General features: G+C 50.7%; 10 protein-coding genes. 7 read left to right on the forward strand and 3 right to left on the reverse strand.

Features of this window, described 5'->3' with window-relative positions:
* The first annotated feature begins 19 nt into the window (after positions 1-19).
* The 5 genes from KK062_RS26180 (at position 20) to KK062_RS26200 (ending at position 5513) form a co-directional block, all read left to right on the forward strand.
* A complete protein-coding gene (locus KK062_RS26180; protein ID WP_254087340.1) occupies positions 20-229 on the forward strand; it encodes a hypothetical protein in 210 nt (69 codons plus the stop codon).
* Positions 230-537: 308 nt separating this feature from the next.
* Positions 538-831: a hypothetical protein gene (locus KK062_RS26185; RefSeq protein ID WP_254087341.1), complete on the forward strand. Its 294-nt coding sequence runs from the start codon at positions 538-540 to the stop codon at positions 829-831.
* A gap of 242 nt (positions 832-1073) precedes the next feature.
* Entirely contained in the window at positions 1074-2024 is a 951-nt protein-coding gene (locus KK062_RS26190) for an alpha/beta fold hydrolase (RefSeq protein ID WP_254087342.1), read from the forward strand.
* A 466-nt stretch (positions 2025-2490) separates the two neighbouring features.
* The gene (locus KK062_RS26195) at positions 2491-4059 is read left to right on the forward strand and encodes a sulfatase family protein (RefSeq protein WP_498366327.1); all 1569 of its coding nucleotides are present in this window, start codon (positions 2491-2493) and stop codon (positions 4057-4059) included.
* A gap of 86 nt (positions 4060-4145) precedes the next feature.
* Positions 4146-5513 carry a sulfatase-like hydrolase/transferase gene (locus KK062_RS26200; protein ID WP_254087343.1) on the forward strand — a complete coding sequence of 456 codons (1368 nt, stop codon included), beginning with the start codon at positions 4146-4148 and terminating at the stop codon, positions 5511-5513.
* A gap of 4 nt (positions 5514-5517) precedes the next feature.
* Here the strand turns inward: KK062_RS26200 and KK062_RS26205 are convergent, their stop codons facing one another.
* Together KK062_RS26205 and KK062_RS26210 are read right to left on the reverse strand one after the other, a co-directional pair.
* Entirely contained in the window at positions 5518-7884 is a 2367-nt protein-coding gene (locus KK062_RS26205) for an ABC transporter permease (RefSeq protein ID WP_254087344.1), read from the reverse strand.
* 86 nt (positions 7885-7970) lie between these two features.
* Entirely contained in the window at positions 7971-8444 is a 474-nt protein-coding gene (locus tag KK062_RS26210; protein WP_317195813.1) for a winged helix-turn-helix transcriptional regulator, read from the reverse strand.
* Here KK062_RS26210 and KK062_RS31125 point away from each other — a divergent pair.
* Positions 8362-8538, forward strand: a complete 177-nt coding sequence (locus KK062_RS31125; protein ID WP_369075188.1) for a zinc-binding dehydrogenase — start codon at positions 8362-8364, stop codon at positions 8536-8538. The genes KK062_RS26210 and KK062_RS31125 overlap by 83 nt on opposite strands.
* Before the next feature lie 234 nt (positions 8539-8772).
* Complete coding sequence (locus KK062_RS26215) at positions 8773-10953, forward strand: tetratricopeptide repeat protein (protein WP_254087345.1); 2181 nt, start codon at positions 8773-8775, stop codon at positions 10951-10953.
* Between the two features lie 137 nt (positions 10954-11090).
* Here KK062_RS26215 and KK062_RS26220 read toward each other — a convergent pair whose 3' ends face one another.
* Complete coding sequence (locus KK062_RS26220) at positions 11091-14162, reverse strand: galactose-binding domain-containing protein (protein WP_254087346.1); 3072 nt, start codon at positions 14160-14162, stop codon at positions 11091-11093.
* Positions 14163-14427 lie beyond the last annotated feature (265 nt).

A 14427-nucleotide genomic window follows, 5' to 3' on the forward strand; every position in this document is an offset into this window, starting at 1 on the left:
GTTTATAGCACGAGAAATAATGTTGCGTATAGACCGCCTGTGGAACGATCACCTTGGGAACAAGGATGTAATCGGCGTGGCAAGCTACATCACACATCGGGCATTCGTCCGAATCAATCAAATGGGCATCGTGATCGCAGGCTGCGGCTTCGCCGTGGTAGAGCATGCGGTGACAAGGATCATTCTCTTGCGCAACGGTGTGGGCCATCGTGACCTTGTGGTCATGTAGAAGGGCATGGAGTACCCCCGGAAGAGCCGTGCATACGATATAGAGGAATATTACCAGAAACGAAAGCCCCTGGCGTATGCCCCGCCTGTGTCTCTTTTTGATCATTCCTGGTGTCCCGCTTGCATCAGCGGGCAAGATAGCGGGAAGCTTTTAGTAATGCAACACTATTGCATAAAGAAGGTTTCGCCAGTTATCCCACTATTTTCTGTTTTATTCACTTTGCAATTAAAAGTTCTTTTTATATCTTCGTTCAGTCAAATTTCAAGCGACTAACAAAATCACTACTACATATGACAAACCCTGTGGAAATGAAAATGAATGACCAATCGGTGGGTTGGAAGTTCTTTAACGCTTTCTTCGGCGTAATCGTGATCGGCATCGGCCTGGTAAATGTTTTTTGGGGCAACGACCCTGGATTCGGGGTTTTTCTCCTCGTATTATCATGCGCATACTTTCCGCCCCTGCAGGCACTTTTTAAAGACAAGACAGGACGCAGCATCCCCGGACTCGTCAAATTCCTGCTCGGAATCTTTATCCTGTGGGCTGCCCTCGGCGTGGGCGAACTGTTCCCCAAGGTCAACCTGATGTTAAACGGCCTGTAGCCCCACACCACAAGATATATCTCCCGGTCTGATGGCGCACGCCATCGGACCATTCGTTGTTTCAGTAGTCGATTCATAGCGTCTCTCCCCTCCTGCACGGTTACACCGGCACATTATCTCCTCCCTCCTTCATACGGGAAAAAAGTACAAGCCACATGGACGTTTGTCCATTTTTCCGCGGGTCCGGTTGCCCCACCTTTGTATCATCAAATCATTTACAACAACATCTAAAAACAACAAATATGAATCGTTTAGTAAACAACCGGCTCCGCCAACACTATGCGTTGAAAACAATCCTTTTTGCCATGCTCCTGATTATCGCTATGGCATTCGACGCTTCCGTTTTTGCACAAGGGAAAAGAGTACCCGCCTCGGCCGGCCGGGAAGAGTATATTGAAGTAGAAAAGAATGTGCGCCTGCATGTAACCGACCTGGGCGACGGACAGCCCATTGTATTGATCCACGGATGGCCGTTGAGCGACGCCATGTATGAGTATCAATACCAATACCTGGTACAAAAAGGATTCCGCGTCATCGGCATCTCGCTGCGGGGCTTTGGCAAGTCCGACAAACCGTATGGTCGCTATGACTTCGATGTTTTCTCGGACGACATCAAGGTGATATTAGACAAGCTCAAGATCGAAAATGCCGTGTTGGGCGGATACTCGCTGGGCGGTGCCGTGGTTTTACACTACGTTACCAGGTATAACAGCGCGCACATCGGCAAGCTGGCGTTATTCGCCGCCGCGGCGCCGTCGTGGTTACAGCGCCCGGGCTATCCGTTTGGCCTGACGGCAGAAGGTGCTGCCGGCTTTATTCAACTGACCCGCACCGATCGTCCACAAGTGCTGGATAACTTCGACAAGGCTTTTGGCGCTACGGAAACGAGTCTTTCGAAAGGCATGTCGGAATGGTTGAAGGGGATCAACCTGGAAGCATCGCCGTATGCTGCGACACAATCCATCTCGGCGCTGACCCAGCTCGACTTGCGTCCTGAATTGTCGAAGATTAAAATACCTACTGTCATCTTCCACGGTGTAAAAGACAAGCTGTGTGACTTTGCTTTTGCCGAGGAGCTTCACAAAGGGATCAAGAATTCGTATGTGGTGAAGTTTGAAAATAGCGGGCATGCGCTGTTTGTAGAGGAGATGGAGAAGTTTAATACGGAGCTGGAGAAGTTTGCGTTGAAGTAGCCTTAAATCGCTAAAGTGCTGGCGCGAGTCACGGCCCCTGTTCCGGGGCGGAGACTCGCGCCTTATATAGTTGCCTTCCTCCGAAGTGGACACGCCAGTCTGGAAACTGGCCGCAGTTTTAGGCACAAGTATCGCACCTCCGCTAACGCGGTGCTAATACCTTGCGCCAGCAATCACGACAATGGCACCATTCTCAACTTCTAAACCAATTATTGTCTTTGTACTACGTGAAGAAGAAGGATAATGGCATTTTCCCGCCATACCGGGCACGGTATTTTATGCCTTCGTCTATCAATCCAAAATCATATGAACAATCTTTTCAGAGGACTTATTGCCGGATACGGCGCAAAAAAACTGGGCGGCGGCTGCCTGGGTACAGTTGTTGTTTTTATTATCATCTGGGTGGCACTCGGGCAGTGTAGCTGACGCTACGCGGACCTTCGCGGCAATAGGCGTATATTCCGCCATGAAAAAAATCGTTCTGATGATTGCCGTGTTGGCCCTCACGGGGCTGATACGGGCACAAGAAAAGAAAACAGCCGCCCGCCCGAATGTTATTTTTATTATCTCCGACGACCATGCCTATCAGGCCATCAGCGCGTACGGCAGTACGCTGACAAAGACGCCGAACATCGACCGCATTGCGAACGGCGGCGCGCTGTTGTACAACAATGTCGTGACCAACTCGATCTGTGGCCCCAGCCGCGCGGTGCTGCTCACGGGGAAGTATAGTCACCTGAACGGCTATAAGCTGAACGAACGCAGTTTCGATATTGCACAACCGGTCTTTCCCGAGCAACTGCAAAAGAATGGATACCAAACCGCCTGGATCGGCAAGATGCACCTGGGGGCACTGCCCCACGGCTTCGACTACCTGCACGTATTGCCGGGACAGGGCTCGTACTATAATCCCGACTTTATCAACAGTAAAAACGAAACGGAGACGTATACCGGGTATGTAACGGACATCATCACGCAGTTATCAAAAGAATGGCTCGACAAGCGCGACCGCTCCAAGCCGTTCTTCCTGGTGGTGGGCCACAAAGCCACGCACCGCGAGTGGCTGCCCGCCCTCGAGGACCTGGGTGCGTATGACGACGTTACCTTCCCGATACCTGCGACGTTCTACGATGACTATAAAAACCGGATTGCCGCGCAAAAGCAGGACATGACCATCGACAGCACGATGGTACTGAAGACGGACCTGAAGGTGCACGCTGATTACGACAGTACCAGTACCCGGCGCTATAATCCCTACATGCGTTTTACTGCCGAGCAAAAGGCTGCGTATTACAAGTATTATGAAAAGAAAGTAAGCCGGGAGCTCGATGAGAAAAAGCTTACGGGCAAGGCGCTTGCCGAATGGAAGTATCAGCGTTACCTGCGCGACTATCTGTCTACGGCCAATTCCCTGGACCGCAACATCGGCCGACTGCTCGACTACCTGGATCAAACCAAGCTGTCGGAGAACACGGTTGTGATCTATGCTTCCGACCAGGGCTTTTACCTGGGCGAGCACGGTTGGTTTGACAAGCGGTTTATTTATGAAGAGTCTCTGAAGACACCGTTTGTGATTCGGTATCCGGGCGTGATCAAGCCGGGCACCAAAGTAGACCGGCTCATTTCAAATGTCGACTGGGCGCCGACGATCCTGGATATTACCGGCACCATGATACCGCAGGAGATTCAAGGCGAATCATTCCTGCCCATCGTCAGTGGAAAGCAGGTGCCGTGGCGAACCGCGGCGTATTACCACTACTACGAATATCCACATCCGCACCGTGTGGCCCCGCACTTCGGGATCCGCAGCGAACAGTATACATTGGCCCGGTTCTATGGCCCCGAGGATTTCTGGGAGCTCTACGATATCAAGAAGGACCCGCACAACCTCAACAACCTCTACGGGCAGAATGGCTATGAAAAAATTACGGCTTCTTTGAAAAAAGAGCTGCGTACGCAGATCCTGAAGTATAAAGACGACGACGCGCTGAAACTTTTGGAACAAGCACCCGGCACCACGCCACAGCCGAAATAAGCCACCGATAACACTGCCACGGCCGGGCAAGGAAATCCTTGCCCGGCTTGCTGGACTAACCGATGCGTGTTGCCTATCTTTACCGTATGACGATGCAACGCCGCCCCTTCCTGACAGTCCTAACGTTGAGCCTATTGTTTTCCTGGGAAGCATGGGCGCAAAAAACCACGTCTGCCTCCAGGCCAAACGTGATCGTGATCTACACCGACGACCAGGGGTATGCGGACACCAACCTTTACGGATCAACGGATCTCTATACGCCAAACATGGATGCACTGGCCAAAAGCGGCGTACGCTTTACGCGCTTTTATGCCGCGTCGCCGGTTTGCTCACCCTCGCGTGCGGCCTTGCTCACAGGCCGCTATCCACAGCGGGCCGGGCTGGCAGGCAATGCTTCGTCGCAAGCGGGTGAAGCCGGCATGCCGGGCAGCCAATATACCCTCGGCGAGCTGTTTAAAGACGGCGGCTATAGCACGGGCCACATCGGCAAATGGCATGTGGGCTATTCGAAAGAGACCTTGCCCAACGCCCAGGGCTTTGATTATTCGTTTGGTTTCATGGGCGGCTGCATTGATAACTACTCGCACTTCTTTTATTGGAACGGGCCCAATCGCCATGATCTCTGGCGCAACGGTGCAGAAGTATATGAGCCCGGAAAATATTTCCCCGACCTGATGGTGGCCGAGGCCAATAAATTTATCGAGGCCAACCAGGCGAAGCCCTTCTTTCTCTATTGGGCCATCAACATGCCGCACTACCCGCTGCAAGGCGAGCCGAAGTGGTTGGAGCATTACAAAGACCTCCCCGCTCCGCGAAAACAATATGCTGCGTTCCTGTCGACGATGGACGACAAGATCGGCGCTGTGCTGCTAAAACTGGATGACCTCAAGCTACGCGACAACACGATTATCGTATTTCAATCCGACCACGGCTTCTCCCGCGAAGAGCGTACATTCTCCGGCGGCGGCTCCGCCGGTAATTACCGCGGCTCGAAGTTCAGTGTATTCGAAGGCGGAATCCGGGTGCCCGCGGCGATCAGCTGGCCCGGCCAGATCCCTGCCAACCAAACACGCAACCAGGTGGCCACAAACATGGATTGGTTCCCGACGCTAGCCGAGTATTGCAAGCTGCCGTTGCCCGCAGGCAAGATCGACGGCAAAAGCCTGGTGCCGGTGATCCGCGACGGAACAACCAATACCCCACACGCTACCGTATACTGGCAGAGTCAGGGCTCAAAAGAAAATCCACAGTGGGCCGTACTCGACGGCGACTGGAAGTTGTTGCACAGCCCGGTCGAAGTATCGCGCGAAGAACTGACGACAGACAACCTGATGCTGGTCAATCTCAAGACCGACGCAATGGAAAAACAAAACGTTGCCGGTCAGCATGCTGATGTTGTTTCACGTCTGTTGAAGCAGTACCAGGCATGGATCAACGAAGTTGTTCAACAGTAAGGCACTATTCACTCCGCAAAGAGTTTACGGGATTGGCATGGGCCGCCCGCATGGCCTGTGTGCTCACAATGACCAACGCAAAGATCAGCGACAGTATACCCGTCAGCGGAAATACCCACCAATCGATCGGAGCGCGGATGGCATAACGTTCCAGGTACATGGTCAGCAGCCACCATGCGATCGGCGAAGAGATGGTAAAGGCAATAATGACCAGTATGGAGAAGTCGCGTGAGATCAATTGTACCAGGCTGGGCACACTGGCTCCCAGCACCTTGCGGATCCCGATCTCCTTCGTGCGTTGCGCGGCGGTAAAGGCTGCGAGGCCAAATAACCCAAGGCCTGTGATAACGATCGTCAGCGTGGCAAAAAGGCTGGCCAGCTGGCTGGTGAGGTTGATCGTGGTAAACTTCTTTTGAAACTCCACGTCGGCAAAACGATACTCGAAGGGATAGGCGGGCGTATGTTTTTCGAATACGGCCTTGACGGCATTGATCGACGCCTGCAGGTCGTTTGTCTTCTTGAGCCGTATGGTGACAGCGTTGGTCCACTCGGGGTCGAGTACGGCAAACATCGGCTTGACGGGATCATACGGTGAGCCCATCAGCACGTCGTCCACCACGCCGATCAGCTTGCGCTTGCCACCCCACAAGTCCAGCTCGGTGCCGATGGGATCTTTGAGGTTCATCAGCTGTAGCGCTGTTTTGTTGATCAGGATCGCGGCGGTATCGCTCTTGAAGTCTTCTGAAAAATCGCGGCCTTCGAGGATTTTGATACCCATCGTCTTTGTCCAGTCGTATTCGGTGGCAATCGTGGTAAAGATCACCCGCAGCTCTTCGGGCTTGCCCGGCCAGCCCAGAAAGTTATTGGAGTTGATCTCGGTAATGGCGCTGTTGGCTTTGGTAACGGCTTCTACGGCACCCGACGCCAGCAGGTCTAACTTGATGGCACGGAAATTCTTTTTTACTTCGTTGGTATAATTTACCGACATGAGGTTCTCCTGCTCATAGCCGAGCGTACGTCCCCGTACAAGCTGGATCTGCTGGTAGATCACCAGGGTGCCGATGATGAGCAGGATCGAAAAACCAAATTGCAGCGTCACGAGGATCTTGCGCGGCAGGCCGGCGCCTTTGCCGATGGTGGGCTTACCTTTCAGCACCTTTACCGGCTGGAAGGACGAAAGATAGAAGGCCGGATAGCTGCCCGCCACCAACCCTGTGCCCAGGATAAGCCCAAGCGAGAACAACCAGAACTCACCTGACAGGTAATCGATGGTGAGCTTCTTCTCCACCATGTCGTTGTAATACGGCAGCAACAGCTGGGCCAGCAGCACGGCAATCGCGAAGGCTATAAAGGAAATAAAAGTAGACTCGCCAATAAACTGTAGCACGAGCTCCCGGCGACGGGAGCCGATGCTCTTGCGTATGCCCACCTCGCGCGCACGTCGCTCTGACCGCGCCGTAGCCAGGTTCATGAAGTTTATGCAGGCGATGACAAGTATAAATATAGCAATGACGGCAAAAAGCTGTACGTATTCGACCATACCGCCCGTCTCCACGCCATTGTCGAATGACGACTGCAGGCGCCACCGCAGCATGGGGTATAAAAAGAATTCGGGTTTGGTATCTTTTTCGCCATGTTCCTGTAGCATCATCTTCACACGGCTTTCCACAGCCGCGTGGTGGGCAGGGTCATCCAGCTCGACAAATACCTGGAAGGAATAGTTGCCCCAGTTGGTGGTATTGCGCCGCACCCATTCCTCGCTCTGCTCGTGGAATTTCCAGGTCATGAGGAAGTCGAATTGGAAAGTAGAGTTCGACGGCAGGTTGCGCAGCACGCCGGTCACCTTGAGCTCGTGCTCGTTGTCGACGCGTATGACCTTGTTGATCGGGTCTTCGTCGCCGAACAATGCTTTGGCGGTGGCCTCGGTAATAACGATTGAACGGGGGTCTGCCATGACCTGGTTTGCCTGGCCGGTGAGCAGCGGGAATTCAAACATCTGTAGGAAATCCTCACCGGTATAATATCCTCGCTTGGTGATTCGGTTCTCTCCCACTGTCAGCAAGTGATCGCCGCCCCAGTCCGTTACTGCGGCGCGTTTAATGTGGCTGTCGGCCGTGCGCATGGCCTCATACGTGGGTAGCGGCACGGACGTCCACGAGTTGATCTCGCCGTCAAACTTGGCGTTGGCCCATACCTGGTATAGCCTGTCGGCCTTGGGCAGGAACCGGTCGTACGACACTTCGTCGTGGACCCACAGCAGGATCAGGATGCTGCAGGTAATGCCGGTAGCAAGGCCGGCAATGTTGATGAAAGAGTAGAACCCGTTCTTGAACAGGTTGCGTAGGGTGACGAGGAAGTAGTTCTTGAGCATGACCGTGGCTTTGCATAAAGACTACTGCTGGTTGCAAAAGGTAACAGAAAATGGAAAGTTTTTTTTCGGGGTGTCCGCGGTGGCCGTTATCGGTCGGCTGTCGCGGTGACACGTCCCGCTTCGGGTGCACAAACGAGGTCGTGCTCAGACGTTTTATAGTAGCGCGGAATACTCAGGGCATCCATTTGCTGCATGGCCCATTCGTTGAGCATGTTGATGAACGGAATCAGACCCTGACCGGTGGGCGTGAGTGTGTACTCTACGCGCGGCGGCAGCTCGGCAAAGGCCTGGCGGGTGATCAGGCCATCCGGCTCCAGCTCACGCAGAGCCTGCGTCAGCATCTTGTGTGTGACGCCCAGAATGCTTTTACGCAGTGCGCCATACCGGCGCGTGCCGGCGCCGAGTTGCCAGATGATGCGGCCCTTGTATTTGCCGCCGATGCGTTGAAAGGCATAGTCAACGGAACAGATCGTGCGGATGAAAGGGATCTCGGTGGGAACGCGTGAATACTTTGAAGATTTGGCGCGAGCTGTGGAAGTGAATGGCCTACGGCCGGTGATTAGTCAGGTGTTTCCGATGGAGAAGGTGCAGGAGGCGTTTCGGTATATGCAAGGCGGGAGTCATGTGGGGAAGGTTGTTGTGAGTATCCGTTAAACGTTGGCATTAGCATGCGGCTCCATCGCGGGGCCACGGTAGACCGAAGGGTGCTTCATTCGTGCTTACGGAATTCGAACCTGCAGTCCACCCTCATTGCCACAAAATCCATGCTTCCAAAAAAAATAGCGTTCAGTATCAGTGTTGATAACAACAATTCTTAATTTGGGTGACTGGCAACCATCGAATAATATATTTTCTTGTTGCTTTTGTTCTCAAAAACTAAGAATCGCAATGCAAAATAGAGTACCAAATGACCTGGAAAAGGCTATTTGTAATGACAATTTAATCGTCTTTGTGGGGGCTGGTTTATCGTATGGATTGTTCAACATTAATAAGCAGCCGCTAAAGGGGTGGACGAATTTAGTAGAGCAAATGCTAGGGCATTTAAAACAAAAAGGGTACGATGTAGATTATTTACTTCCAGTATTGTCACGACAGCCACCGATCAAAGTATTGGATTTGATTGAAAGTGACAACAATATTCCGAAGAAAGAAATAAGTGACTTTATCAAGGATTTCCTGGACCTGGCCGAGGATAATGATTTTACACTGCATGAGAAATTGTATCAACTGTCTAACAAGATTGTAACAACCAACTATGATACAGCCTTTGAGAAAGCCATTCCACTTTTAAGAAAAAACAGAGCATACAAAGGCAAGAATTACGAATTGACAAAGCATAAGGAAACCGGGGCACCCCTACTTTTTAAACTTCATGGGTGCTTTGAAGATGTAGACTCGATGGTGTTATTTCCCTCTGCATACCAAAATCTCTATAAAAATCCCACCAGGGATGCGGAACACTCTATTTTGGTGCTAAAAAATATTATTCTCAATAAGTCAATCCTCTTTATAGGTGCGGGGATGGGAGATTTTCAGATAAATAATTTATTTGAGGAGATCAGAAAGTTGCAAGGCGATTATAACCAAAAGCACTTTATCATCACTAAAACCCCTATCGATAGCACCCTGAACTTTCTGACTCCGATTTCAGTGAGCGATTACGCAGAAATAGAAACAATCATCGATCAAATGATCTCCATCAAAAAGAATTCAATAGATAAGGAGAGTGAAGAAATGAAACAGCTTAGGCAACAATTCGAAGCAATTGAAATGAAGCTGTTAAAATTTGAAACGGAAATAAACCCCAACCAAACTAAGTTATTGGAAAGGGAGGCGTTTAAGTATTTGCTGAAAGGGGTTAATTGTAGTTTATTAGGAAAGCATGAAGAAGCCATTGTCGAATATGAAACAGCCGTCGAATTAAAACCTGATCTTCACGAAGCCTTTTACAATTGCGGAAATGCTTTAGGCAATTCAGCCAAGACCAAAACAGGATCTGAAGCTGAAGCACTATACCATCAGGCATTTGATAAATATCAGCAGGCAATTCAAATCAAACCGGATAAGCACGAAGCCTTTAACAACTGGGGAATTTATTTAGGAAATTTGGCCGAGACCAAAACAGGATCCGAAGCTGAAGCACTATACCATCAGGCATTTGATAAATATCAACAGGCAATTCAAATCAAACCTGATCAGCAAAGTGCCTTTTACAACTGGGGAAATGATTTAGGTAATTTAGCCAAAACCAAAACGAGATCTGAAGTTGAGACACTATACCATCAGGCATTTGACAAATATCAGCAGGCAATTCAAATCAAACCGGATAAGCACGAGGCCTTTAACAACTGGGGAAATGCTTTAGGTAATTTAGCCAAGACCAAAACAGGATCTGAAGTTGAAGCGCTATACTATCAGGCATTCGATAAATATCAGCAGGCAATTCAAATCAAACCGGATAAGCACAGTGCCTTTTACAACTGGGGAACTTATTTAGCCGAGTTGGCCGAGACCAAAACAGGATCTGAAGCTGAAGCATTATACCATCAGGCGTTTGATAAATATCAGCAGGCAATTCAAATCAAACCGGATAAGCACGAAGCCTTTAGCAACTGGGGAATTTATTTAGGCAATTTGGCCGAGACCAAAATAGGATCTGAAGCTGAAGCACTATACCATCAGGCATTTGATAAATATCAGCAGGCAATTCAAATCAAACCGGACGAGCACGACGCCTTTTACAACTGGGGAACTGAGTTAGGTAATTTAGCCAAAACCAAAACAGGATCTGAGGCTGAGACACTATACCATCAGGCATTTGATAAATATCAGCAGGCAATTCAAATCAAACCGGATAAGCGCGAAGCCTTTAACAACTGGGGACATGATTTAGGTAATTTAGCCAAGACCAAAACAGGATCTGAAGCTAAAGCACTATATCATCAGGCGATTGATAAATTGCAAAAGGCGATTGAATGTGAGGGAAACTCAGATGATATGGACAATATATATGCCATGAAAATGGAGTATGAACTGGCTTTAAAAAATTTACATGACAGTATTACTTAGTCAGAAAATTACTTCTATAGCTCCATCAAAAGTAGCTCTACATGCTCCGTTAATAATGGTGTTCATTTTATACCTGCTTTAACTCTACCATAAATGCAGGCAGACCAAGACTCGCACCAGATGCCTTTACCCCTTGCCTAAGGATTTGATATGGTCAGTTCCTTTTGTTCGGGCTGGCCGTATTGTTTTAGGAGGATGTCTATGCCACCCTCTACCAGCTCAGCATCGGCTTCTATTGAGATGAGCTTTTCCTCGCCGGGCATGAGCGCGATATAGTTGTCGGACATGATTACGGGGAGTATACGTTCTTGTGTGTTTTTTTTTACCAGGCGCAGGCGGTTGCCGAAGGCCACGGTTTGAGAATTGTTCTTAACCGCTAGTTGTAGTTTGACTGTTTCTTCCTTGATGTCCTTGCTGCGTAGTAAGCAGGTTAGGTCTGCTGCGGGTAATGTGTTGAGTGGCGTATAGTCGAGGTCTTTTACGCCGTTTCTCCAATAGAAGTTATCGGACAGCAGGGTTCCTTTGGCATCTGTCAGCTCCAGCTTGATAAAATGAAGTGGTGTCATGTCCTGACTGGATCTGTCTTGTCCGTATACTTCCATCTCATAAATAGAATAGCCGAATTGCGTTGCGCGCTTGATACCCAGCATGCGGACGTATCGCGTCGATACTGGTTTGATGGCAATTTCTTCGGTTCCGCCTTTGCCGTCCGTTGTTGTGTATACGGTCTTCCAGGTTTTGGCGTCGTCGGAGATTTCGAGGGTATATTCTTTGGCGCAGGCGACTTCCCACTTTAACACCACGGTTTGGATCTTTTGTTTTTTTCCGAGGTCAACGGAAAGCCACTGCGCATCGTTATACTCGCTTTCCCAGCGACTGCCGGCACCGGCGTCTGCCGCCAGGGCGGCCGGTTGGATCGCCGAGGATGCAGCCACGGTTTTGCCATAGGCGAGGTTGTACGGGTTGAAGTTTAGGGTGAAGACTTCGGCGATGTTACTGGATGCGACGTCCACCGTTGCTTCTTTTCTAAAGTGTGCTACTTCTTTACCCTGCAGGTTATAGACGCGGGCTTTTGCAATAGCACCTTTGAGATCTTCGGCCGTGGCGTTAATGGCTTTTATACTGTTGCTCGATGCATTCCACTGTATGTGTAACGGCTCGCAGGCTTTTTTTGCACCCCAGTAGGCGCCCGTGGCATCATAATAATAGTCATAGGTCTGCCAGACGAAAGACGGATATGCCGACTGGCTCATCCAGATCAGCAACCCTGACGCATCGTTCCACATCTTGTCATTCCACGCTTCGTACATGCCTTTCATCACTTCGATGTTGATGAACTGCGACTTTTCGCAGAATGCTTCCAACCCCAACGACTCGCCGAACTGGGTATTTACCGCGGTCTTGTAGTTTATCGGATTGGCGTTTGAGGCTTCCTTTCCGAAGTAGTGTTTGTTCCAGACGTTGTCATCCTCGTTTTTTAATTGCTCGTCCGTCGGCAGCGGCCACAGTTTGTCCTTCGGAATAAACTGGATGACACTTTCATACGTGGGGAACGTCGCCGTGCCGATCTCGGAGCGCAGGCCATAGCCGCGATCGGAGCCGTAGGGGTACGGCGGATTATTCCAGGCCAGGTTGCTGCCCGATGTTTCGAAGTGGTGCTTCGGCGGTTGATTGCCCCACCAACCACTGCCCGACAGGCCATCCTGGTTGGACGATGATTTATACAGGCGGTCGTTGTGATCTTCCTGGGCCACGATGGTGCGCAGGTAGTCGTCGAGCGCGGGCTTGGGGTGCGTTTCGTTGGCGCCGCACCACAGCGCGATGCTGGGGTGATTTCGCAGACGCTGTACTTTGTCGAGGGCATTGGCCTTAAAGTCTTCGTCGCTGGCTACGTCGTTGTAGGCCACGTACAACCAAAAGTCATCCCATACCATGATGCCATACTTGTCGCAATAATGGTAGAACTCGTCGTCGGTTACGCAGCCCGTCCAGAGGCGGATCACGTTGTAGTGCATGTCTTTGTGGAGCCTGATCTTTGTCTCATATTCTTTACCGTGACAACGCAGCAGGTATTCGTCCATACCCCAGCTGCCGCCCTTGAGGAATAATTTCTGGCCGTTGATGTAGAAGGTCATGACGGGCCATCCGGCAGCATTTTTTGTAAACTGGTACTCATACTTCTTAATACCGAATGTGATTTCCTTTACATCCGAGGTCTTACCCTCGACCGAGCACGTCAACGTACAGGTATACAGATTGGGCTCGCCGTAGCCGTTGGGCCACCATAGTTTGGGGTTTCGCACGATGAGCTGCGAAAATTCCTTCCGGTCGATGTATACCGTGGATGTCGCATGCGGATCTAGCGTCACTTTCTTTGAGAACTCGATGTTGCCGGGTTGAATCACGCCGGCCAGCACGACTTCTTTCCTGGAGGCTGATGAATTTTTTATAGCGGAGGAAAGGCTTAGATATGCAAACTCGTTCGATTCGAGTTCTGACCGGACCCAGGGGTCTTGCATCGTTACGTCGCCGGTGACGGTGAGGTATACATTGCCGGTGATGCCGGCCAATCGTCCGGGTACATAGGGCATCCAGTCCCAGCTTGCGGCGGAGAGATAGGTTGGGCTGGCGGTCACGCCAAAGCCTTCTTTATCGTGGCGATGTTTCTTTTGGTCGGCATCGGTAATCAATACAGCTATGGCATTCTTTCCGGGTTCGCGGATCAGGTCGGTTATATCGTATTTCGTCCGGAGCATGTGGCCGCTGACGTCTTTGGTCGAGGTCTTTGTGCCGGATAGTTTTGTTCCATTAAAATAGAAATCGGCATAGCGATTGGTGTTGTCGAAATGCAGCCAGATCCGACCGCGCTTTACAAACGACGGCGGCAGCGCAAATTCTGTTCTATACCAAAATGGTCGATTGTAGAACGACTCATCGACTTTCCAAATATTGTCTGCGTAGTTGGGGTCGGGCACTTTTCCTGCTTCCACGTAGGCTGTGAAGACGACGCCGGGGACGACGCCTTTTACGGAGGTTGGGAATTTATAGCCGGGGGTGGCGATTTCGGTGCCTGCGCTGCGTATATCGGCTTGAGGGGTTAGCTGCCATTCGGTATCGACGCTGTTTAGCGGGATTGTTTCGGTTTGTGCTTGTGCGAATAACGGCATGGCTAGCGCCAGGCTGATGAGCAAGTGTTTGAATGTCTGCATGGGATAGGAAGCTCAGAGGCGTCGCGTCAGGCGAATTCTGTTAGATTTAGTTAATCGTTTTAGCAAATGAAGCGACATTTGGGCTGGAATGCAATGAAGAAGGTTGATTTTTGGATGAATGGAGTGTGTTGGCGAGCACAGGGCATTCCGGTGTTGCTGGCGCAAGGTATTAGCGCCGACCGTTAGCGGAGGTGCGGTACTTGTGCCGTAAACTGTATGCAGTCTTAGACTGGCTGCAGTTTAAGTCACAAGAGACGCACTGCGC

This window comes from Dawidia cretensis (assembly GCF_018598175.1).
Classification (GTDB): domain Bacteria; phylum Bacteroidota; class Bacteroidia; order Cytophagales; family Cyclobacteriaceae; genus Ohtaekwangia; species Ohtaekwangia cretensis.

Excerpts from the sequence above, each read along its gene's own strand:
- KK062_RS26180 (WP_254087340.1), top strand. The coding sequence starts at position 20 with ATGTTGCGTATAGACCGCCTGTGGAACGATCACCTTGGGAACAAGGAT.
- KK062_RS26185 (WP_254087341.1), top strand. The coding sequence starts at position 538 with ATGAAAATGAATGACCAATCGGTGGGTTGGAAGTTCTTTAACGCTTTC.
- KK062_RS26190 (WP_254087342.1), top strand. The coding sequence starts at position 1,074 with ATGAATCGTTTAGTAAACAACCGGCTCCGCCAACACTATGCGTTGAAA.
- KK062_RS26195 (WP_498366327.1), top strand. The coding sequence starts at position 2,491 with ATGAAAAAAATCGTTCTGATGATTGCCGTGTTGGCCCTCACGGGGCTG.
- KK062_RS26200 (WP_254087343.1), top strand. The coding sequence starts at position 4,146 with ATGACGATGCAACGCCGCCCCTTCCTGACAGTCCTAACGTTGAGCCTA.
- KK062_RS26205 (WP_254087344.1), bottom strand. The coding sequence starts at position 7,884 with ATGCTCAAGAACTACTTCCTCGTCACCCTACGCAACCTGTTCAAGAAC.
- KK062_RS31125 (WP_369075188.1), top strand. The coding sequence starts at position 8,362 with ATGAAAGGGATCTCGGTGGGAACGCGTGAATACTTTGAAGATTTGGCG.
- KK062_RS26215 (WP_254087345.1), top strand. The coding sequence starts at position 8,773 with ATGCAAAATAGAGTACCAAATGACCTGGAAAAGGCTATTTGTAATGAC.
- KK062_RS26220 (WP_254087346.1), bottom strand. The coding sequence starts at position 14,162 with ATGCAGACATTCAAACACTTGCTCATCAGCCTGGCGCTAGCCATGCCG.